General features: G+C 73.7%; 15 protein-coding genes, 4 pseudogenes and 1 riboswitch. Of the genes and pseudogenes, 14 read left to right on the top strand and 5 right to left on the bottom strand.

The genetic code is table 11. From position 1 onward, the window contains the following. Positions 1-7: 7 nt before the first annotated feature. From ACTFTM_RS17225 to ACTFTM_RS17205, 5 genes and pseudogenes are all read right to left on the bottom strand, one after another. Positions 8-742, bottom strand: a complete 735-nt coding sequence (locus tag ACTFTM_RS17225) for a hypothetical protein (protein WP_449561487.1) — start codon at positions 740-742, stop codon at positions 8-10. Beyond that, entirely contained in the window at positions 735-1,319 is a 585-nt protein-coding gene (locus ACTFTM_RS17220) for an RNA polymerase sigma factor (protein ID WP_449561486.1), read from the bottom strand. Before ACTFTM_RS17220 ends, ACTFTM_RS17225 begins: the two co-directional genes overlap by 8 nt. Before the next feature lie 120 nt (positions 1,320-1,439). Further along, a pseudogene (locus ACTFTM_RS17215) lies at positions 1,440-1,574 on the bottom strand (helix-turn-helix domain-containing protein); the annotation flags it as partial. Positions 1,575-1,815: 241 nt separating this feature from the next. Beyond that, on the bottom strand, positions 1,816-4,221 hold the full coding sequence (locus ACTFTM_RS17210; protein WP_449561485.1) for a toll/interleukin-1 receptor domain-containing protein: 2,406 nt from the start codon (positions 4,219-4,221) through the stop codon (positions 1,816-1,818). Between the two features lies 1 nt (position 4,222). Then, complete coding sequence (locus ACTFTM_RS17205; protein ID WP_449561484.1) at positions 4,223-4,801, bottom strand: hypothetical protein; 579 nt, start codon at positions 4,799-4,801, stop codon at positions 4,223-4,225. A 426-nt stretch (positions 4,802-5,227) separates the two neighbouring features. Here ACTFTM_RS17205 and ACTFTM_RS17200 point away from each other — a divergent pair, with 426 nt between their 5' ends. The 14 genes and pseudogenes from ACTFTM_RS17200 to ACTFTM_RS17135 form a co-directional block, all read left to right on the top strand. Continuing rightward, positions 5,228-5,563 (top strand): hypothetical protein, encoded by a 336-nt coding sequence (locus ACTFTM_RS17200; RefSeq protein ID WP_449561483.1) that lies wholly within the window; start codon positions 5,228-5,230, stop codon positions 5,561-5,563. Positions 5,564-5,719: 156 nt separating this feature from the next. Then, positions 5,720-5,896, top strand: a riboswitch (cobalamin riboswitch). 264 nt (positions 5,897-6,160) lie between these two features. Continuing rightward, positions 6,161-9,829: a cobaltochelatase subunit CobN gene (gene cobN, locus ACTFTM_RS17195; RefSeq protein ID WP_449561482.1), complete on the top strand. Its 3,669-nt coding sequence runs from the start codon at positions 6,161-6,163 to the stop codon at positions 9,827-9,829. Then, positions 9,826-11,997 carry a magnesium chelatase subunit D family protein gene (locus ACTFTM_RS17190; protein ID WP_449561481.1) on the top strand — a complete coding sequence of 724 codons (2,172 nt, stop codon included), beginning with the start codon at positions 9,826-9,828 and terminating at the stop codon, positions 11,995-11,997. The genes cobN and ACTFTM_RS17190 overlap by 4 nt, the downstream gene beginning before the upstream one ends. A 76-nt stretch (positions 11,998-12,073) precedes the next feature. Further along, the gene (gene cobO / locus ACTFTM_RS17185) at positions 12,074-12,685 is read left to right on the top strand and encodes a cob(I)yrinic acid a,c-diamide adenosyltransferase (protein ID WP_449561480.1); all 612 of its coding nucleotides are present in this window, start codon (positions 12,074-12,076) and stop codon (positions 12,683-12,685) included. Further along, a complete protein-coding gene (locus ACTFTM_RS17180) occupies positions 12,682-14,037 on the top strand; it encodes a cobyrinate a,c-diamide synthase (RefSeq protein ID WP_449561479.1) in 1,356 nt (451 codons plus the stop codon). The genes cobO and ACTFTM_RS17180 overlap by 4 nt, the downstream gene beginning before the upstream one ends. After that, positions 14,034-14,774, top strand: a complete 741-nt coding sequence (gene cobI / locus ACTFTM_RS17175) for a precorrin-2 C(20)-methyltransferase (RefSeq protein ID WP_449561478.1) — start codon at positions 14,034-14,036, stop codon at positions 14,772-14,774. The genes ACTFTM_RS17180 and cobI overlap by 4 nt, the downstream gene beginning before the upstream one ends. Next, a complete protein-coding gene (cobM, locus tag ACTFTM_RS17170; RefSeq protein ID WP_449561477.1) occupies positions 14,771-15,595 on the top strand; it encodes a precorrin-4 C(11)-methyltransferase in 825 nt (274 codons plus the stop codon). Before cobI ends, cobM begins: the two co-directional genes overlap by 4 nt. Next, positions 15,592-16,743, top strand: coding sequence for a cobalt-precorrin-5B (C(1))-methyltransferase (locus ACTFTM_RS17165; RefSeq protein ID WP_449561476.1), 1,152 nt, complete (start codon positions 15,592-15,594; stop codon positions 16,741-16,743). Before cobM ends, ACTFTM_RS17165 begins: the two co-directional genes overlap by 4 nt. Further along, positions 16,740-18,047 (top strand): precorrin-6y C5,15-methyltransferase (decarboxylating) subunit CbiE, encoded by a 1,308-nt coding sequence (cbiE, locus tag ACTFTM_RS17160; protein WP_449561475.1) that lies wholly within the window; start codon positions 16,740-16,742, stop codon positions 18,045-18,047. Before ACTFTM_RS17165 ends, cbiE begins: the two co-directional genes overlap by 4 nt. Next, a pseudogene (locus ACTFTM_RS17155) lies at positions 18,044-18,601 on the top strand (precorrin-3B C(17)-methyltransferase); the annotation flags it as partial. The gene cbiE and the pseudogene ACTFTM_RS17155, both read left to right, overlap by 4 nt. A gap of 153 nt (positions 18,602-18,754) precedes the next feature. Next, positions 18,755-19,939: pseudogene (gene cobJ / locus ACTFTM_RS17150) on the top strand (precorrin-3B C(17)-methyltransferase); the annotation flags it as partial. Then, positions 19,927-20,118: a DUF362 domain-containing protein gene (locus ACTFTM_RS17145; protein WP_449561474.1), complete on the top strand. Its 192-nt coding sequence runs from the start codon at positions 19,927-19,929 to the stop codon at positions 20,116-20,118. The pseudogene cobJ and the gene ACTFTM_RS17145, both read left to right, overlap by 13 nt. Next, entirely contained in the window at positions 20,115-20,711 is a 597-nt protein-coding gene (locus tag ACTFTM_RS17140; RefSeq protein ID WP_449561473.1) for a precorrin-8X methylmutase, read from the top strand. Before ACTFTM_RS17145 ends, ACTFTM_RS17140 begins: the two co-directional genes overlap by 4 nt. Continuing rightward, positions 20,708-21,685: pseudogene (locus tag ACTFTM_RS17135) on the top strand (sirohydrochlorin chelatase); the annotation flags it as partial. The gene ACTFTM_RS17140 and the pseudogene ACTFTM_RS17135, both read left to right, overlap by 4 nt.

The following is a 21,685-nucleotide window of genomic DNA, read 5'->3' as shown; positions in this document are numbered from 1 at the left end:
GCCGTCGTCAGAGGAGCGACCCGGCGATCTCGAGCGCCTCGGCCTGGGTACGGACACCCTCCAGCCGGTAGGTCACGCCGGCCTGCTCCCAGATCAGGGTCGACGCGGCGAGTCGGGCGGTCTCCCGACGGATCTGGCCCGACCGGTCGACGTAGGACAGCACGTGCGGACCGTCGACCCAGACGGCGAAGTCGCCGCCGACCTGCGTCCACTCCGTTCCCGGCCGGCTGGTCCGCTTGTGGAAGGTCAGGTCGAGACGACCGTCGAACGCGTCGAGGCGCACCGCGCCGCCCTCGTAGAGCAGCGTCGCGACCCGATACGCGCCGCCCCCGTCCGGGTCGGCGACCGACACCCGCTCCGGCGGACCGAGCGCGGCCGGCACACGGATCGGGAAGCGTACCGCCCGCCGTGCCTCGTCGAGCCCCACCGTCCGCAGCGACGGCAGGGGTGACGGCTCGTGCTCCGGCGGCGACGACGTGGACGACGTGACGATGCCGACGCCGGCGAAACGCAGCACCTCGCCCACCGCGTCGGCGACGGCGGCACGCGTCGGCGGCAGCGCCGCGACCAGCAGGGCCACGACCGCCGCCGCGGCGACCGAGCGCCACCGACGCCACCCGCGTACGCCCCCGACGATCCGGTCGTGCACCCGTGCGGTCACGTCCGGCGCGGCGGGCGTGTCCAGCCAGGCGCCCAGGTCACGCAGTTGGGCTTCGAGGTCGTCCCGGCCGAGGTCATCCATGGTGCACCTCCTCGTCGGCGAGCAGGGCACGCAGCTTCGCCAGGGCCCGTGAGGTACGCGACTTCACCGTTCCCCGGGGCCAGCCCAGCATGACGCCCGTCTCCTGCTCGCCGAGATCGAGGAAGAACCGGCAGACGATCACCTCGCGGTCGCGTACCGGCAGTTGCCGCAGAGCCGTCACCAACGCGGCCCGACGCTCGCCGGCCAGGACCGCGTCGACGGCGTCATCCTCGGCGATCTCGGGCGGAGGGTTCGCCGCTGCCCGCAGGACCAGTCCGTCCCGGCGCGTGCGGGACCGGTGCAGGTTGCGGGTCTCGTTGGCGACGATCGCGAGCAGCCAGGAGCGGAAGGACGACTCCCCCCGGTAGCGGGCCAGCTTGCGGTAGCCCTTCACGAACGCCTCCTGGACGACGTCCTCCGAGTCCGATCCCGCGCCGAGCAGCACCGCCGTCCGGTACGCGGACGCGGTGTGCCGGGCGACCAGGAGGTCGTACGCCTCCAGGTCGCCGGATCGGGCGCGGGTGACGAGCACGTCGTCGTTCAGGGAAACCTCCGCTTCGGCTCGTACTGTTGACACCGCCCCCGTGCGTCGGGTTCCACCCCGGGTCAGGTTTCTCCCATCCGCTATCTGGGGCGAATTAGCGGCGGGCCGTGACGAACGTCCTGCATGCCGGCCTCACGGCCATCCGGTAACGCTCAGCCACCGCTTCGCGGTCGACCATGAGACGTCATAGCGCTCAGCCACTCGCGCTCCAGGCAAGCCTTCGTCCACAGCGAGCTTGGCCAGACGCCGCCGGGCGCGAGGAGTCAATGCTGCGTTAGCGTGCGACACGAGACCTTCTGGTCCGTGGTGTGGTCGCTTTCAGCAGCTCCACTCCACAACGGAGGGTCGTCGCCATCAAGATCCGTCAGGTCGTGTCGTCACAGGACCTCAACCAACCTCCGTGGGCAGTGCAGCTACCTCAGCCAGAACGAGTACGAGACCGCCTGGCACAGCCGCCAGACGTAACAGCTGAGTCACCTATCGCCATCCCCGCACGGGCCGGGAGCAGGTAACCATCAAAGCGGGGAACTCATGGAGCAGAGGGGCCGATCACCTGCGTCAGCCGACGGATCGCCTCGTCCCAACCAAGGGTCGCGATGTCCAGGCATTGCAGTGCGTTCAGCGTCCGCCCGGCGCCGATCTCGAAACTCGGCACGCTGATCGGCTGCAGCAGTACCGGCAGGAACCAGATCATGTCTGGTCGGCGGAGCCTCAGCTGTTCGATAGCAACGACGATCTCCTCGTTCATGAACGTCTTGACCCGGGCGAAGTACGCGGCGGAGAAACACGCTACGAAGAAGTCGCCGTCGTTGATCTCCTTGCGGATCACCGATGCCCACCGCTGGCCGGGCAGCAAGTGTGTGCGATCCAGCCATACCTCGGCCCCAGCGGCGCGCAGCGCCGCCGCAAGGCGGTCGACGTCCGTGGAGTCCTCACGGACATAGGAGATGAAGACACGTTTCGGCCCCATGACCTGATGATCTTCCTGCCGTTGGGAGGTAACGCGCGGATCAAGCACAACGGGAAGCTCGCCGGTGCGTGCGGTCGGCCGCCGCGTGTTGGTGAGGAACTCGCTGAGTGGAAGCTCGGCGAGCAGTTCCTGGCACATGCTGCGAACGGCCTCCGCGTCGAAGCTGGCCTCGCCGTCCTCGCCGACGATTTGACGCTGTTGGAGGTGCGTAGCCGCCTCGAAGCCGTCGACGAGCAACGGCAGCAGCTCCGGCCGAGTGGCCGAAGGTAGGCCCAGGTTGCCCAGCCTGGAATCTCGGGGGACGAAAAAGGTGTGCCAGAGACAGGTGGCAAGTGCGACCCGGGCGACGAGCAGATACTCGCCGTGGGCTAGGGCTGCAGCTGTCAGCTTCGCCAGCCATCGCCACGTGTCCGGCGGCAAGTGCCGTGCTCGTTGCCCGACGGCAAGCAGCGAGCGGACCGCGTCGGCAGCCTCGGCGAAGCGACGGGCGGCCACCAGGTCGAGCACCGCCCGCTCGACCGCCGCCGCAGAGTACCGGTCCGGTGCCGAGGCGGGCGCAAACTCCGGCGTTGGAACACCTACCGACGACAGGCTGGCCCACCCTCGCGACCCGGTCATAACCCGCTGAACGACCTCGCGGGCGGCTGGGTCGCGGTGGGTACGCTGCCGTACGGCTGCCAGCACCTCCTCCGCCCGAGCCCGGTCGATCGACATGCAGCCGAGGGCGTACTGGACGAACTCCTGCGCGAACCGGTGGGTGGGGATGGCACCCGACCGCCACGCTGTCTCGATGCCGTTCATCACCTCCAGCCACCGGTCGGTGACGTCGTTGGAGACCTGCGGCGAGTCCTCTGAGCAGCGACTCGGCGTGGCCCGCTCCAGCAGGTGGTCCGCGATCTTCAGCCGTGACGCGTCGACCAGACCACGATCGTCACACCAGCGGGGACTCGTGTGCCGCCGCTGAGCACCCGGGGTCCGAAACGACACGCCGAGCACCGGCTCTATCTCACCCGCGTCAATGTCGACATACGCCGCGATGTGAACACCACCCCGCTGAAGCTGGTCAAGCCCGACGACGCCGATGGGTGCGGTGACCGCAGCCTCGCCCCGTGCTGAGATTGCCAACTCCCGGACACGCATCGGCAACCCGGTTGGCGAAGCCAGCCTGCTCCGCCGCGTCAGCCTGTCTGCCGACAGCTCATAGTCGTGGATGATCAAGTCGCCCGTCGGACCGTCCACCGTCATCACGGTCATGTCACCCGCGTCGTAGCGAGGATTGAACGCGACCGCGCCGGAGCGCATCGGCAGCGGCACGACCACACCGTCAGCGACGCTCACCAGCAGGTTGCGGCCCTGGCCCCAGTCGCACAGGTGGATCCAACGGCCGTCCGGAGCGTAGGTGAGCTCGATGAAATCCAGCTTTTCCGTGGCGGGAAAGCCCGCGACCAGTCGACGGTCGCCAACAGCGAGCCCGTACTCCCAGAGCAGGTACTTCGCCATGCCCGAGCCGTCCGTGAGATGACCAAGACGCTCCTCCAGCACGCAGACTCGTGCGCCGTCGTTGCTCCAGGCCAACGGATGGGCGGAGCACACCGGTGCCAACATCTGCGTCTCGGCGCTGCCGAATCGCTGCAGGTACAACTGAGTGTGCAGCTGCGGCCTGTTCCGATACGGCGAACCAGCCTGGAACACCAGATGCAGAGCCTGCTGCCGGACCCAATCCGTGCCGGACGGCAATCCGAACGCCTCGGCAGACTGAGCACGGCAAAACGCCCACGCACCCGCCCGCTGATGCGCGACACCCATCCGGTCGGCATAGTCGGGATGTGAGAGCACCGCGCCGCGTTCGTCAACCACGACCGACAACCCACGGTGGCCGCGCTCTTCGGCGACGCGGAAGAAGACCTGCAAAGCCTCGTAGTCGCTGATGTCCTCGCTGGTCAGTACCGACTCGCCGATGGCCAACCTACCCACGGTCCGCCTCGTCATCGCCGCGGAGAACCTCGTCTAGCGTCGGGTTGCGCCAGAACGTGCGGCTCACATCGACATCCGCCGCGAGTTGGCCGAGGCGATTCAGCGCGCCGAGATACCGGGACGGATCAAGTCCGGCGTCCTGGCACGCTGTCGAAATGGTCCGCAGCCGGTGGGTGACCTCCTGAACTGATGCCGCGACCGGTGCGGTTGGCCGCTCGGCTCGTATCGCGGCCAGCGTGTCAAGGTACGCACCGATGATCGGTGAGTCCCGATCGGAGGGCCGCCGTTGACGCATCTCGCTGAAAAGGTAATTGGTGTGTAGCAGATCAATGGCCTTCTGGAAGAAGAACAGCGCGGCGGCGCGATCATTCGCCTGCAGGCGCTGCACGCCGCCTGCGGCGATTGTCTCCGGCGAGCCGTAGTGCCGGCCAACCAGCCGCTCGTAACGCTCCACGCCTTCCCGCACCCATCTGCCGTCGTCGACGCCGGGGCGCAGGTCGTCATACCGGGCCGATCCCCTGGCCCGAGTCCACGCGACGTACCCCACGACACCGCCGATGATGAGCACCATGACGACACAACATGCAGTCGAGTCCATGCCGATGCTTCACATCCTGTGATCAACTCTTCGACAATCGGTAGCCTCATCTCAGCCCCTGCCCGCAACGGCCGCTACCCCCAAATGGGCACCGATCGACATCCGTACCGGTCCCGTAGTCGTCCGGAGAGGTCGCCCAACCCATCCCTCCTGAGACTGATCTGTCGTCTCCGGGCCGCACCTCGGGCCGGAAAACGGTCGGGGGCGCCCTCTGGGTCTACCTCGACACAGCTATGAGACGACTACACAGTTGAGGACAAACTTCGTCACGTGCCTGGCCCGACTCTCCGGCGGTGATCAGGCAAAAAGGTGAATAACCCTAGATAACCCTGGCCGTCCAGCGTATTGCCAGGAATCGGTGCTGAACTGGGGGTGGGCGTTGAAGGAGAGGGGCTGGACATGGGCTGGTTCAACCGGCGGTCACGGGGCGCCGAGGCGACCCCTACCAAGCTGGACCGCGAGGCGACCCGGGACGACCTCGCCGCGCTGGAGGCGTTCGTCGCCAGTCGGCGGGGCGTGGAGTTCTACCTGGAACCGGAGACGACCGCCACCGACACCACGGTGGTCGCGATCGCCCACGACGGGGAGTGGATCCGCCGCCGCACCGGCACACCCCGTGCCGCGGGCGACATCGCCCGCCGGCACGCGGTGCCGCTGTACGAGGCGGCCCGCACCGGCTACCCGGAACGGATGCGGGTGTGGAATCGGGCACACCCGGAGCGCCGCGCCCGCTGAGCCGTCCACGGCTGCGACGGGTCGGGTTCTGGATGAATCGTCTACGACATCAGCTCCAAAGGGGCCGCGCACACACTGCCCAACCATGAGGTCTTCCGCCGTCGACGAACCACCTTGGCAGCCCGCGACGCGTTGACCGGCGGCGCCGGGGTGTGGCAGCATTCGCGGCCTGACGGCAGTGAAGGAAGTCGGTGCGAATCCGACGCGGTCCCGCCACTGTCACCGGGGAGTGATCCCCCCTCGCGAGTCACGGCCGTGTGTCTGCGGTTGGAAGGCCGGGGGAGAGCGTCGATCCGGAAGCCAGGATACTTCGGCCGTCGGGACGTACCCCAGGGCGTGGACACCCGAGGAGGACCCGATGACGCTTCGCGTCTCCATCATCGACGGCCGCTGCCGTCCTGCGTACCGCGGCCGTGCTGTCGCCGCGACCGGCATCGACTCCGTTCCCCGCTGAGGTTCGCGCCACGCCACCCGTCGCCACCGGCCCCGCGCCGGTGAGCGGTCCGGGTCGCGGTGCCCGCTGAACCCCGCGCCCACCCGCACGTCGTCGCCGAGTCGCTTCCGCGAGCGCGCCGACGTTACCGTCCGGAGCCTGCCGTGCGCATTCTGCTGCTCTCCACCGCCGACACCGACCTGCTGGCCGCCCGTGCCAGCGCCGCCGACTACCGACTCGCCAACCCCGCCCGCGTGGCGGCCGACGAGGTGCCCGCCCTGCTCGACGGGGTCGACCTCGCCGTCGTACGCCTGCTCGGCGGTCGGCAGGCGTGGCCGGACGGCCTCGCCGCGGTGCTCGCCAGCGGCGTGCCCACGGTCGTCCTCGGCGGTGAGGCGGTGCCCGACGCGGAGCTGATGGCGGTCTCCACGGTGCCGGCCGGGGTCGTCGCCCAGGCCCTCGCGTACCTGGTCGAGGGTGGGCCGGACAACCTGGGGGAGCTGGCCCGGTTCCTCTCCGACACGGTCCTGCTCACCGGCGAGGGGTTCGCCCCGCCCATGCCGACCCCGGCGTACGGCGTGCACGGCGTGCATTCCGCCGAACCGGACCGGCCCACCATCGGGATCGTCTTCTACCGGGCACACGCCCTGGCCGGTAACACGGCGTTCGTCGACGTGCTGGCCGAGGCGGTCCGCGCGGCGGGCGGCAACCCACTGCCGATCTTCTGCGGCTCGCTGCGCGGGTTGACCACCGGCGCCGGCCCGCTCGGCCTCTTCGCCCGCTGCGACGCGTTGCTGGTCACCGTCCTCGCGGCCGGCGGCGCGGTCGCGGCGGACGCCTCCTCCGGCGGCGACGAGGACGCTTGGGACGTCGGCGCGCTCGCCGCCCTGGACGTGCCGGTCATCCAGGCGCTCTGCCTCACCAGCACGCGCGAGCAGTGGGCCGGCAGCGACGCCGGACTGTCCCCGTTGGACGCCGCGATGCAGGTGGCCATCCCCGAATTCGACGGCCGGATCGTCACCGTGCCGTTCTCGTTCAAGCAGGTCGACGCCGACGGTCTCTCGGTGTACGCGGCCGACCCCGAGCGGGCCGCCCGGGTCGCCGGGATCGCGGTGCGCCACGCCCGCCTGCGGTACGTGCCGAACGCCGACAAGCGTCTCGCCGTGGTGCTCAGCTCGTACCCCACCAAGCACTCCCGGGTCGGCAACGCCGTCGGGCTGGACACCCCGGCCTCGGCGGTCCGGCTCTTCGCCGCGCTCGCCGAGGCCGGCTACGACCTGGGCGACGCCCCGCCGCCCACCGACGGTGACGCGCTGATCCACGCGTTGATCGCCGCCGGTGGTCACGACGTGGAGTGGCTGACGCCGGAGCAGTTGGCCGCCGCCGAGGCGCGGGTGCCCGGGCAGACGTACCGGCGGTGGTTCGAGCAGATTCCGGTCGAGCTGCGCGAGCGGATGCGGGAGCACTGGGGAGAGCCGCCCGGCGAGCTGTACACCGAGGGCGGCGACATCGTGCTGGCCGGGCTGCGCTTCGGCAACGTGGTGCTGCTCATCCAGCCGCCGCGTGGTTTCGGGGAGAACCCGATCGCCATCTACCACGACCCGGATCTGCCGCCGAGCCACCACTACCTGGCCGCGTACCGCTGGCTCGCCGCGCCCGTCGCGGACGGCGGCTTCGGCGCGGACGCCGTGGTGCACCTGGGCAAGCACGGCACCCTGGAGTGGCTACCCGGCAAGGGCCTCGGCCTGGCCGCCGACTGCGCGCCCGACGCCGTCCTGGAGGACCTGCCGCTGGTCTACCCGTTCATCGTCAACGACCCCGGTGAGGGCACCCAGGCCAAGCGGCGGGCGCACGCCGTGGTCGTCGACCACCTGGTGCCGCCGATGGCCCGCGCCGAGACGTACGGCGACCTGGCCAAACTGGAGCAACTGCTGGACGAGTACGCCACCGTGCAGGCGCTCGACCCGGCCAAGGCGCCGACCGTCCGGGCGCAGATCTGGGACCTGGTACGCGCCGCCGAGCTGCACCACGACCTGCACACCGAGGCGATGCCCGACGCGGACGACTTCGACGACTTCGTCCTGCACCTCGACGGCTACCTGTGCGAGGTCAAGGACGTGCAGATCCGCGACGGCCTGCACATCCTCGCCGACGCGCCCACCGGCGAGCCCCGCGTCAACCTGGTCCTGGCCGTGCTGCGCGCCCCGCAGATCTGGGGTGGCGCGCACGCCCTGCCCGGCCTGCGGCAGGCCCTCGCCGCCGCGTACGCCCTCGACGAGCAGGCGCTGCTCGCGACGCCCGGTCAGCGGATCGCCCTGCCGGCCGCGCTGACCGACGCGGTGGACGGGCCCGCCCGCACCGCCGCCGACGCGATCGACCTCGTCGAAGCGCTCGCCCGGCGGCTCGTCGTCGGCATGGAGACCCTCGGTTGGGTCGCCGACACGGCCGAGGCGGTCGTCGCCGAGGTGACCGGTCAGGCGATCCCGGACGCCGCCGCGGTGCTGCGCTTCGCCGCCACCGAGCTGGTGCCGCGCCTGGACCGCACCACCGACGAGATGCGCAACACCCTCGGCGCGCTCGACGGCCGGTTCGTGCCGCCCGGCCCGTCCGGGTCACCCACCCGGGGCCTGGTCAACGTGCTGCCCACCGGCCGGAACTTCTACTCCGTCGACCCGAAGGCCATCCCCAGCCGCAACGCGTGGGACGTCGGCGTGGCCCTGGCCGACTCGCTGCTGGCCCGGCACCTCGCCGACACCGGCGCGTACCCCCGCTCGGTCGGGTTGACCGTGTGGGGCACCAGCGCGATGCGCACCCAGGGCGACGACATCGCCGAGGTGCTCGCGCTGCTGGGCTGCCGACCCGTCTGGGACGAGCGGTCCCGGCGGGTCACCGGCGTCGAGGTCGTGCCGACCACCGAGCTGGGGCGGCCCCGCGTCGACGTCACGGTGCGGATCTCCGGCTTCTTCCGGGACGCGTTCCCGCACGTGGTGGCCCTGCTCGACGACGCCGTGCGGCGGGTCGCCGCCCTGAACGAGCCGGACGAGGAGAACTACCTGCGCGCGCACGTCGCCGTCGACGTGGCCGAGCACGGCGACGAGCGGCGCGCCACCGCCCGCATCTTCGGCTCCAAGCCCGGGGCGTACGGCGCCGGGCTGCTGCCCCTGATCGACGCCCGGACCTGGCGCGACGACGCCGACCTGGCCGAGGTGTACGCGGTCTGGGGCGGCTACGCGTACGGCCGGGGCCTGGACGGGCGGGAGGCGCGCGCCGACATGGAACGCTCGTTCGCGCGGATCGCGGTGGCCGTGAAGAACCAGGACACCCGCGAGCACGACATCGTCGACTCCGACGACTACTTCCAGTACCACGGCGGGATGGTGGCGATGGTCCGCCACCTCACCGGCGCGGCTCCGACGGCGTACGTGGGTGACTCGGCCATGCCCCACGACGTGCGGACCCGCACGCTGGGCGAGGAGACCCGGCGGGTGTTCCGCGCCCGGGTGGTCAACCCGAAGTGGATCGCCGCGATGCGCCGGCACGGCTACAAGGGCGCGTTCGAGCTGGCGGCCACCGTGGACTACCTGTTCGGCTACGACGCCACCGCCGGCGTCGTGGACGACTGGATGTACGAGCACCTGGCCGCCGCCTACCTGTTCGACGACACCACCCGGGAGTTCCTGGAGCAGTCGAACCCGTGGGCGCTGCGCGGAATCACCGAGCGGCTGTTGGAGGCCGCCGACCGGGGGCTGTGGGCCAAGCCCGAGCCGGCCACCCTCGACCGCCTCCGCGACACGTACCTGGCCAGTGAGGGCGACCTGGAGGACCGGGTGTGAGCGCGAGCAGTGAGCCGGTTTTGCGAGCCCCGCAGTCGCGAACGAAAGAAGGCCCAGTGCGTACGTACCCGTTCAGCGCCGTGCTCGGCATGGCCGACATGCGGCTCGCGCTGCTGCTCAACGCGGTGTCCCCGGCGATCGGCGGGGTCCTCGTCCGGGGCGAGAAGGGCACCGCCAAGTCGACCGCCGTCCGCGCCCTCGCCGCGCTGCTACCGCCGGTGCGCCGGGTCGCCGGCTGCCGCTTCGGCTGTGACCCGGCCGATCCCGATCCGGCCTGCCCGGACGGCCCCCATCCCGCCGGCGCCGCCGCCGAGACCCACCCGGCGCGCCTCGTCGAGCTGCCGGTCGGCGCCGCCGAGGACCGGGTGGTCGGGGCACTGGACCTGGAGAAGGCCCTCGGCGAGGGCGTGCGTGCCTTCGAGCCGGGCCTGCTCGCCGCCGCGCACCGGGGCGTGCTCTACGTGGACGAGGTCAACCTGCTGCACGACCACCTGGTCGACCTGCTGCTCGACGCCGCCGCGATGGGCCGCAGCCACGTCGAGCGCGAGGGCGTCTCGGTCAGCCACGCCGCCCGGTTCCTGCTGGTCGGCACCATGAACCCGGAGGAGGGGGAGTTGCGCCCGCAGCTCCTCGACCGGTTCGGGCTGACCGTGGAGGTGAACGCCAGCCGGGACCCGAAGATCCGGGTGGAGGTGGTCCGCCGCCGGCTGGCCGCCGACGCCGACCCGGTCGGTTTCGCCGCCCGCTGGGCCGACGCCGACGCCGAGATCGCCGCCCAGGTGGCCGCCGCCCGCCGCAGGCTTCCCGGGGTACGGCTGCCGGACGCCGCGCTGCGGCAGATCGCCGAGGTGTGCGCCGCGTTCGACGTGGACGGGATGCGCGCCGACATCGTCACCGCGCGAACCGCCCTCGCCCACGCCGCCTGGCACGGCCGGGACCGGGTCACCGGCGACGACGTCCGGGTCGCCGCCCGGCTCGCCCTGCCGCACCGCCGCCGACGCGACCCGTTCGACACGCCGGGGTTGGACGAGACGCGCCTCGACGAGGCCCTGCAACGGGCGCAGGACGCCCACCCCGACGACCCGGACGACGACGGTAGCCCGGACGACGGCGGCCCCGCCGGTCCGCGTCCCGACGGCCCCGGCGGTGGCGGCTCGGGCGGCCCCGGCGGCGGCGGCTCGGGCGGCAGTGCCGGTGGCGCGGACGGCCCCGGCGCCGCCGGTGGGCCCGGCTCGGACGGTCGTCGCCCCGACGCCGACGTCGACACGGACGTGCCCGGGGACCGGGCAGGGGTGGACGGCCAACCGGCCAAGGGTGGGCCGAACGGCACCGGGAACGCCCGGGAGCGGGACGGCGGAGCGGTGGCCGTACCCCGGGGTGGTCTGCGGGCCCGGCTGCTCACCGCGCCGGGTGTCGGTGACGGGGTGCCCGGCCGGCGGTCGCGCGCCCGGACCGGGCGCGGGCGGACGACCGGCGCGCGCGTGCCGGCGGGCCGGGTCGGCGCGCTGCACCTGCCGGCCACCATCCGTGCCGCCGCGCCGCACCAGGCGGGCCGGGGTCGGCTGACCGGGCCGCTGCGACTGCGCCCGGACGACGTACGCGAGGCGGTCCGGGAGGGCCGCGAGGGCAACCTGGTGCTGTTCGTGGTGGACGCCAGCGGGTCGATGGGCGCCCGGCAGCGGATGGTCACCGTGAAGGACGCGGTGCTCGCTTTGCTCACCGACGCGTACCAGCGGCGGGACAAGGTCGCCGTGGTCGCCTTCCGGGGCACCGGCGCGCGGACGTTGCTGCCGGCCACCTCCTCGGTGCTGGCCGCGTCGACCCGGTTGGCCGAACTGCCCACCGGCGGGCGGACGCCACTGGCCGAGGGCCTGCTCGCCGCCGCCGACCTGCTGCGGGTGGAGCGCCTGCGCGATCCGAAGCGCCGCCCCCTGGTCCTCATCGTCACCGACGGCAGAGCCACCGCCGGCCCGCGCCCCCTCGACCGCACAGCAGCAGCGGCAAGCATGCTGGCGGCAACAGGTGCCCCCTGCGTGGTCGTGGACTGCGAGACCGGCCCGATCCGCCTCGACCTCGCGCGTCGCCTGGCAACCCAGCTCAACGCCCCCCTGCACCCCCTGGCCACCCTCACCCACCCCCGCGATCTTGCAGTTCCTGTCGCGGCATAAAGGACTGAAGAACACAAATGGTCAACATAAACTGCAAGATCGCGGGAATGACGGACGCGGGACGGGGGACGGTCTGATGCCGCAGGGACAGCCGAGCCACGTGCCCGCTGACGGGTTGACGACCCGGCAGCGGCGGCACCGGCCACTGGTCATCGTCCACACAGGACAGATGAAGGGGAAGTCGACGGCCGCCTTCGGGCTGGCGCTGCGGGCCTGGACCGCCGGGCTGCCGGTCGGGGTGTTCCAGTTCGTCAAGAGCGCCAAGTGGCGGGTGGGGGAGGAGAACGCCTTCCGCGCGCTCGGCGAGGTGCACGAGCGTACCGGGCAGGGCGCGCCGGTGGCCTGGCACAAGATGGGCGAGGGCTGGTCCTGGATCCAGCGCGGCGGCGAGGCCGACCACGCCGCCGACGCCCTGGAGGGGTGGCGGCAGATCCAGCGTGACCTGGCTGCCGAGCGGTACGGGCTGTACGTGCTGGACGAGTTCACCTACCCCATGAAGTGGGGCTGGGTGGACGTGGACGAGGTGGTCGCCACCCTGGCCGACCGGCCCGGTTTCCAGCACGTGGTGATCACCGGTCGGGACGCCGACCCACGTCTGGTCGCCGCCGCCGACCTGGTGGCCGAGCTGACCAAGGTCAAGCACCCCATGGACGCCGGCCAGAAGGGCCAGAAGGGCATCGAGTGGTGAGCGCCGCGCCCTGGGCGCTGCCCCGGGTGGTGGTGGCCGCGCCGGCCAGCGGCCACGGCAAGACGACGGTCGCCACCGGGCTGCTGGCCGCCCTGCGCCGGCGCGGCCTGACGGTCAGCCCGCACAAGGTCGGCCCGGACTACATCGACCCCGGCTACCACGCCCTCGCCGCCGGGCGACCCGGCCGCAACCTGGACCCGTTCCTGGTCGGGGCCGAACGGGTCGCCGGGCTGTTGCGACACGGCGCGAGCCTCCCCACGCCCGCCGACATCGCCGTGGTCGAGGGCGTCATGGGCCTGCACGACGGCGCGGTGGGTCGCCGCGACTTCGCCTCCACGGCACACGTCGCCCGGCTCGTCGACGCGCCCGTGCTGCTGGTCCTCGACACCACGGCGCAGGGCCGCTCGGCCGCCGCGCTGACCCTCGGCATGGCCGCGTTCGACCCGGCCGTGCGGATCGGCGGCGTGATCCTCAACCGGGTCGGCTCGCCCCGGCACGAGACGCTGCTGCGCGATGCCCTCGCCGAGGTGGGCGTACCCGTGCTCGGGGCGGTCACCCGCGCCGCCGAGGTCGCCGCGCCGGCCCGGCACCTCGGGCTGGTGCCGGTCGCCGAACGGGCTCCCGAATCCCTCGCCATCGTCAGCGCCCTGGCCGAACTGGTCGAGGCCACCGTGGACCTCGACGCCGTTCTCGACCTGGCCCGCACCGCCGGTCCGCTGACCGTCCCGGCGTGGGACCCGGTCCGGGCCGTCGGCGGGCCGGCGGGCGTCGGGCGGCCACGGGTCGCGCTCGCCGGGGGTCCGGCCTTCACCTTCTCGTACGCCGAGACCGCCGAACTGCTCACCGCGGCCGGCGCGGACGTCGTCACCGTCGACCCGCTGCGCGACCGGTCGCTGCCCGCCGGCACCCGCGCCGTCGTCATCGGCGGTGGCTTCCCCGAGGCGTACGCGGAGGCACTGGCCGGCAACGCCACGCTCCGCGCCGAGCTGGCCGACTTCGACGGGCCGATCGTGGCCGAGTGCGCCGGGCTGCTCTACCTCGGGCGGTCCCTGGACGGCGTACCCATGTGCGGCCGGCTGGACCTGACCGCCCGGATGACCGGCCGGCTCACCCTCGGCTACCGCGAGGCGGTGGCCGTCACCGACTCCCCGGTGGCCCGGGCCGGCGCGCCGGTACGCGGACACGAGTTCCACCGCACCGCCACCGACCCCGGGCACGGCGAGACGTCGGCGTGGCGCTGGAACGACACCGAGCACGGCTTCGTCAGCGGTCGGGTGCACGCGTCCTACCTGCACACCCACTGGGCCGGCCACCCCGCGGCGGCCCGCCGGCTGGTCGAGGCGGCCCGATGACCGCCACCCTGACCGGCGTCGGCGTCGGCCCCGGCGACCCGGAACTGCTCACCGTCAAGGCGGTGCGGGTCCTGCGCGCGGCCGACGTGGTCCTCGTACCCGTGATGGCGGACCGACCCGGCGCGGACGCCGGACGGGCCGAGACGACCGTGCGGGAACACGTCCCGGCGGACCGGCTGCGTCGGCTGCCGTTCGCCCTGGACGACCGGGGTGGGGTGACCGCCCGTCGCACGGCGGCCTGGGACGACGCCGCCCGGACGGTCGTCGAGGCGATCGACGCGGGCGCGCTGTCCCTCGCCTTCGCGACCATCGGAGACCCCAACGTCTACTCCACCTTCGGCTACCTCGCGCAGAGCGTGCGGGCCCTGCGCCCGGCCGTGCGGGTGGCCACCGTGCCCGGCGTGACCGCCATGCAGGAACTGGCCGCGCGCAGCGGCGTCCCGCTGGTCGAGGGACGCGAACCGCTCACGCTGCTGCCGGCCACGGCCGACCCGGCGCTGTTCGCCGACGCCCTCGCCGGTCCGGGCACCGTTGTCGTCTACAAGGGCTGGCGGCGGCACCCCGAGTTGCTGGCCGAGCTGCGCCGGCAGGACCGCCTTCCCGACGCGGTGCTCGGGCGCGCCCTGGGCCTGCCCGGCGAGCGGATCGGCCCGGTCGACGACGCCGGACCCGACCTGCCGTACCTGTCCACGCTGCTGGTCCCCGCCCGGCGTGCCTACCGAGGAGGAAAGCTGTGACCAGCGACGGCAAGGTGTGGTTCGTCGGCGCCGGCCCGGGCGCGGCGGATCTGTTGACCCTGCGGGCCGCCCGCGTGATCGCCGCGGCGGACATCGTGATCTGGGCGGCCAGCCTGGTGCACGCCGACGTGCTCGACCACGCACGCTCCGACGCGGAGGTCGTCGACTCGTCGCAACTGCCCATCGAGGGGGTGCTGCCGCTCTACGAGCGGGCCGCCGAACGCGGGCTGACCGTGGCCCGCATCCACTCCGGCGACCCGGCTCTCTGGGGCGCGGTGCAGGAGCAGCTGGACCTGTGCCGGGCGCTCGGCCTGGCCGTCGAGATCGTCCCCGGGGTGTCGTCGTTCACCGCCGTCGCGGCGATCATCGGGCGGGAGCTTACCGTGCCCGAGGTGGCCCAGTCGGTGATCCTCACCCGCCTCGAAGGCGGCAAGACCCCCATGCCGCCCGGCGAGCGGGTCCGTGACTTCGCCCGACACGGCACCACCATGGCGCTGTTCCTGTCCGCCGCCCGCTCCGGGCAGGTGCAGGCCGAACTGCTGGCCGGCGGCTACCCGGCGGACACCCCGACCGTCGTGGCGTACCAGGCCACCTGGCCCGACGAGCTGGTCGTCCGCTGTACGGTCGGCACGCTGGAGGCCACGGTCAAGCGGCACAAGCTGTGGAAACACACGCTGTTCCTGGTCGGTCCGGCCCTCGCCGCGACCGGCACCCGCTCACACCTCTACCACCCGGGGCACTTCCACACCTTCCGCCGTGCCGAACCGGCCGCCCGCGCCGAACTGCGCCGCGCCCGCGCCGGAGAAACAGAAACCCCATGACGTACGCCGAGCCGCCGCTGCGCGAACCGGACCTGCCGCGCACGGCGAAGGTCCGGCCCACCGCGCTCCGCACCGGCTGGACCACCGGCGCGTGCGCGACCGCGGCGGCCAAGGCAGCGGTCACCGCCCTGGTCACCGGCGAGATCCAACCGGAGGTGGAGATCGGCCTGCCCGCCGGGCGACGGGTGCGCTTCCCGATCGAACGCTGCGAGGTGACCGGCACCCCACCGGCACGCGCCGAGGCGGTGGTCGTGAAGGACGCCGGCGACGACCCGGACGTCACCCACGGCGCCGAGCTGACCGCCACCGTGGACTTCACCGACGCCCCGGGGCTGCGGTTGGCCGGCGGCGCCGGCGTCGGCACCGTCACCAAACCCGGCCTCGGACTCGCCGTCGGCGGCCCGGCCATCAACGACACGCCCCGCCGGATGATCGGCGAGGCGGTGGCCGAGGTCGTCGACCTCACCGAGGTCGGCGTGCGCGTGGTCATCAGCGTGCCCCGGGGCGAGATCATGGCCCGCAAGACCACCAACCGGCGGCTCGGCATCCTCGGCGGCATCTCGATCCTCGGCACCACCGGGATCGTCCGGCCCTTCTCCACCGCCTCCTGGCGGGCCAGCGTCGTGCAGGCCGTGCACGTCATGGCCGCCCAGGGTGAGCGGACCGTGGTGCTGTGCACCGGTGGGCGTACCGAGCGGGCCGCCCGCACGCTGCTGCCCGACCTGCCCGAGGTGTGCTTCGTCGAGGTGGGCGACTTCACCGGCGCGGCCGTCACCGCCGCCGTCGAGGACGCGATGACCGGGGTGGTGTTCGTCGGCATGGCCGGCAAGCTCGCCAAACTCGCCGCCGGGATCCTCATGACCCACTACACCCGCTCCAAGGTGGACCTGTCCCTGCTCGGCGCGGTGACCGCCGACGCCGGCGGTGACCCGGCGCTCGTCGCCGCCGTGACCGAGGCGAACACCGGGCGGCACGCGTACGAGCTGTGGGAGGCCGCCGGTCTGCTCGGCGTGGCCGGAGACCTGCTCTGCCAGCGGGTCCAGGCGGTGTTGCGCCGCTTCGCCGGGCCGACGGTCACCGTGGACGTGGCGATGGTCGACTTCGCCGGAGCGCGGGTCGTCGCGTCCTCGGGCCGGTGGCCGCGATGAGCCGACCGTTCGGGGCAGGCCCCGACGCGCTGGCGTCGGACACGCCCGCGACGGCCCCGGGCGCGCTGGTGACAGTGGTCGGGCTCGACGCCGCCGGTGCCCCGCCGCACCCCGCCCTCACCCCCGCGTTGGCCGGCGCGGGACTGGTCGTCGGGGCGGCCCGGCACCTGGCCGCGGTGCCCCTACCGCCCGGCGTCGACACCATCGTCCTCGGACCGCTCGCCCCGGCCCTGCGCCGGCTGGCCGACGCCGTCGCCGCCGGGGTGCCGGCCGTCGTGCTGGCCAGCGGCGATCCCGGCCTGTTCGGGATCGTCCGGCGGCTAGGCGTCGCCGGGCTGCCGCTGCGGGTGGTGCCGGCGGTGTCCAGTGTGGCCGCCGCCTTCGCCCGGGCCGGACTGTCCTGGGACGGCGCCGCCGTGGTCACCGCGCACGGGCGCGACCTCCGGCCGGCGCTGAACGCCTGCCGGGCCCTGCCGCTGGTCGCGGTCCTCACCGCGCCGGGAGCCGGGGCCGCCGAACTGGGCGCCGGCCTGGTCGGCTGGTCCCGTCGCCTGCTGGTCGCCGAACACCTCGGCACCGATGCCGAACGGGTCCAGGAGATGACTCCCGCGCAGGCCGCCGCCGGCACCTGGCCCGACCCGCACGTCCTGCTCAGCGTCGCCGTGCCCGAGCCCGCCGTGCCCGTGCCTGCTGGGCCCGACCTTGTCGCGGTCGGTGGGATGCGCGTCGACAACCAGCCGGCCGCCGCGCCGGTCGGCGGTTGGGCGCTTGCGGAGAGCCGGTACGCCCACCGCGACTCCATGATCACCAAGTCGGAGGTGCGTGCCCTGGTCGTCGCGCGGCTGCGTCCCCGGCTGGGCCGGCTGGTCTGGGACGTCGGCGCGGGCAGCGGCTCGGTCGGCATCGAGTGCGCGCTGCTCGGCGCGGCCGTGCTCGCCGTCGAGCAGGACACGGGGTCCGCCGCGACGATCCGGGACAACGCCGCCACGCACGCCGTCGACGTCCGGCTCGTCGTCGGGCACGCCCCGGCGGCGCTGGCCGGGCTGCCCGAACCGGACGCGGTCTTCGTGGGCGGCGGCGGCGTCGACGTCCTCGCCGCCGTGGTGGCCCGCCGCCCCGAGCGGATCGTGCTCACCCTGGCCGCCCTGGACCGCGTCGCGCCGGCGGTGGACCTGCTGCGCGCCGCCGGCTACACGGTCGAGGGCAGCCAACTCGCCGCCGCCCGCCTCGCCGACCTGCCCGGCGGCTCGATCCGACTCGCGGCCACCAACCCGGTGGTCGTCCTCACCGGGGAGCGCCCGTGAACGACAACACCCCTGCCCGGATCGGTCTGGTGGCGGCCACCGCCGCCGGTCGCCGGCACGCCGACACCCTGGCCGCCGCCTGGCCGCACGCCCGGCTGGTCGAGGGGGACGGCGTCGCCGACGCGCTCCGCGCCGCCTGGGCGGACTGTGACGCGGTGGTCGCGTTCCTGGCCGCCGGAGCGGCGGTACGCATCCTCGCGCCGCTGCTCGGCGACAAGCGCACCGATCCGGCCGTGGTCATCGTCGACGAGGCGGCCCGGCACGCGGTGGCGCTGCTCGGCGGTCACGCCGGCGGCGGCAACGACCTCGCCGAGCGGGTGGCCGCGCTGCTGGACGCCCGACCGGTGGTCACCACCGCCACCGACGCGGTCGGGTTGCCCGGGCTGGACACCCTCGGCTGGCCCGTGCAGGGCGCGGTCGCCGCGGTCTCCCGCGCCATCCTGGACGGCGAGCCGGTCGAGCTGGTCGCCGACGCCGCCTGGCCGCTCCCCGCCCTCCCACCGAACGTGCGTGTCGTCCAGCCCGACCCCGCCGGCCACCCCGAGGCCCCGGCCGTCGAAGGCACGGCCGTCGAGAGCGCGGCCGTCGAGAGCGCGGCCGTCGAGAGCGCGGCCGTCGAGAGCGCGGCCGTCGAGAGCGCGGCCGTCGAGAGCGCGGCCGTCGAGAGCGCGGCCGTCGAAGGTCCCGCCGGCGAGGAGGCGACCGAGGGTCACTACCGGCTGCTGGTCACCGATCGGGTGGTGCCGACCGACGCGCGGACCGCCGTGCTGCGACCGCCGTCGCTGGTCGCCGGTGTCGGGGCGAGTCGGGGCGTACCGGCCGCCGAGGTGGCCGAGCTGCTGCACCGGGTGCTGGCCGACGCCGGCCTCGACCCGGCGAGCCTGCGCTGCCTGGCCAGCGCCGACATCAAGGCCGACGAGGCGGGCATCCGCAGCACCGCCGACACGCTCGGCGTACCCCTGGTGACCTGGCCGGCGACGCGCCTCGCGGCGGTCGACGTGCCGCATCCCAGCGAGGTGGTCCGGGCCGCGGTCGGCACGCCGAGCGTCGCGGAGGCCGCGGCCCTGCTCGGGGCGGACGGCCGGGACGCGGACGCGACGCTGCTGGTGAGCAAGACCGCGACGGCGATGGCGACCGTGGCGGTGGCGCGGCACGCGCCGCGCGGCCGGCTCGCCGTCGTCGGCCTCGGGCCGGGCGCGGCCGACCTGCGCACCCCCCGCGCGGTGGCCGAGCTGCGCCGCGCGGCGGTCGTGGTGGGCCTGGACCAGTACCTCGACCAGGTCCGCGACGTGCTGCGGCCGGGCACCCGGGTGCTCGCCAGCGCGCTCGGCGCGGAGGAGGCGCGGGCCCGCGCCGCCGTGGCCGAGGCCGTCGCCGGCCGCGCGGTCGCGCTCATCGGATCCGGCGACGCCGGGGTGTACGCGATGGCGAGCCCCGCCCTGGAGTACGCCGACGAGCGCATCGACGTGGTGGGTGTGCCCGGGGTGACCGCCGCCCTCGCCGCCGGTGCGCTGCTCGGCGCGCCGCTCGGCCACGACCATGCCTATGTCAGCCTGTCCGATCTGCACACCCCGTGGGAGGTCATCGAGCGACGGGTGACCGCCGCGGCCGAGGGTGACTTCGTCACGCTGTTCTACAACCCGCGCAGCCGGGCCCGCGACTGGCAACTCGGCAAGGCGCTCGGCATCCTCGCCGCGCACCGGCCGCCGGACACCCCGGTCGGTGTGGTGCGCAACGCCACCCGCCCCGGCGAGCGGGTGCACCTGGCGACGCTGGCCACGCTCGATCCGGCCATCGTCGACATGTACAGCGTGGTCGTGGTCGGCAACAGCGACACCCGGCTGGTCGCCGGGCGGATGGTCACACCCCGGGGGTACCGGTGGCGCTCGTGACGATCGACGCCTGCCAGGGCTGCGGCGCGTGCCTGCGCACCTGCCCCACCCACGCGATCAGGCCGGTCGCCGGCGGCCTCACGGTACGCGCCGACCTCTGCACCGGCTGCCTGGAGTGCCTGGAGATCTGCCCGGTCGACGCGATCCGCGTGACCGAGCCCTGGGAAGGAGCCCGATGAGCCGGATGGTGCATCCCATCGAGGTCGAGTCGTACCGCATCCTGCGTGAGCGCGTCGACCTGTCGCACCTGCCGCCGCTGAGCCGGGCGGTCACCGAGCGGGTCGTGCACGCCAGCGCCGACCTCACGTACGTCGACGACCTGGTCTGCGACGAGGCGGCCCTCGAATCGGGGCTGGCCGCGCTGCGCGCGGGCGTACCCGTGGTGACGGACGTCGCGATGGTCGCCGCCGGCATCACCCGGGCGGGCCTGGAGCTGGTCTGCCCGGTCGCCGAGCCGGCCGCCGCCGAGCTGGGCCGCGCGGCCGGCATCACGCGCTCGGCGGCGGCCGTGCGGATCGCCCTGGACCGGGTCGGCCGCGGCGCGGTCTGGGTGGTCGGCTGCGCGCCGACCGCCCTCGTCGAACTACTCACCCTGGACGCCGCACCGGCACTTGTCGTCGGCCTGCCGGTCGGCTTCGTGGGCGCCGCCGAGTCGAAGGCGGCGCTGCGGGCCAGCGGCCTGCCCGGGGTGTCCAACGTGGGCGAGAAGGGCGGTTCGGCGGTCGCTGCCGCCGCCCTCAACGCCCTGCTCTACACCGAGGAGAAGTCATGACCGGGTTGGTCATCGTCGGGCACGGCACGCGCAGCGCGGCCGGGGTCGACCAGTTCGCCGCGCTCGTCGAGCGGGTCCGCCGTCGGGGTGACATCGGCGACGTGGAGGGCGGCTTCATCGAGCTGTCCCGTCCGCCGCTGACCGACGCGGTCGGCGCGCTCGTCGGGCGCGGGCACCGGAAGCTCGTCGCGTTGCCGCTGGTGCTCACCGGCGCCGGGCACGGCAAGGGCGACATCCCCGCCGCGATGGCCCGTGAGCAGCAGCGGCACCCCGGGCTGACGTACCGCTACGGGCGTCCCCTCGGTCCGCACCCGTTGCTGCACACCGCCATCGAGGAGCGCATCGACGCCGCGCTGGCGAACACCGCGCCGGCGTCCGCCGGCGGGGCTGGCGTCGTGTCGGCGTCCGCCGGCGGGGCTGGCGTCGTGTCGGCGTCCGCCGACCGGGCCGGTACGTGGGTGGCGCTCATCGGGCGGGGGTCCACCGACCCGGACGCCAACGCCGAGGTCGCCAAGGTCGCCCGGCTGCTCTGGGAGGGGCGCGGGTACGCGGGCGTCGAGCCGGGGTTCATCTCCCTCGCCGAACCGTCCGTGCCGGCGGTGCTGGAACGGCTGCGCCGGCTCGGCGCGCGGCGGATCGTCGTCGCGCCGTACTTCCTGTTCGCCGGGGTGCTGCCCGACCGGATCGTCACCCAGTCGGCCGAGTTCGCCGCCGCCCACCCGGACCTGGACGTCCGCGTCGCCGACGTGATCGGCGACTGCGACGCCCTCGCCGACCTGGTGCGCGAACGCTACGACGAGGCGCTGGGCGGGGACATCCGGATGAATTGCGACACCTGCGCCTACCGGGTGCTGATGCCCGGCTTCGCGGACAAGGTGGGTCGCCCGCAGCAACCGCACGACCACCCCGACGACCCGGTCGGCCACCACCATCACCACCACCATGGGCATGGGGCGATCGCGGTGGCCACCGGG

The sequence above is a fragment of the Micromonospora sp. RB23 genome (assembly GCF_053585025.1).
The sequence above is the reverse complement of the archived record's forward strand: the minus strand, read 5'-3'. Positions and strand labels throughout refer to the sequence as shown.

Excerpts from the sequence above, each read along its gene's own strand:
- ACTFTM_RS17225 (WP_449561487.1), bottom strand. The coding sequence starts at position 742 with ATGGATGACCTCGGCCGGGACGACCTCGAAGCCCAACTGCGTGACCTG.
- ACTFTM_RS17205 (WP_449561484.1), bottom strand. The coding sequence starts at position 4,801 with ATGGTGCTCATCATCGGCGGTGTCGTGGGGTACGTCGCGTGGACTCGG.
- ACTFTM_RS17200 (WP_449561483.1), top strand. The coding sequence starts at position 5,228 with ATGGGCTGGTTCAACCGGCGGTCACGGGGCGCCGAGGCGACCCCTACC.
- cobO (WP_449561480.1), top strand. The coding sequence starts at position 12,074 with ATGCCGCAGGGACAGCCGAGCCACGTGCCCGCTGACGGGTTGACGACC.
- cobI (WP_449561478.1), top strand. The coding sequence starts at position 14,034 with ATGACCGCCACCCTGACCGGCGTCGGCGTCGGCCCCGGCGACCCGGAA.
- ACTFTM_RS17165 (WP_449561476.1), top strand. The coding sequence starts at position 15,592 with ATGACGTACGCCGAGCCGCCGCTGCGCGAACCGGACCTGCCGCGCACG.
- cbiE (WP_449561475.1), top strand. The coding sequence starts at position 16,740 with ATGAGCCGACCGTTCGGGGCAGGCCCCGACGCGCTGGCGTCGGACACG.
- ACTFTM_RS17140 (WP_449561473.1), top strand. The coding sequence starts at position 20,115 with ATGAGCCGGATGGTGCATCCCATCGAGGTCGAGTCGTACCGCATCCTG.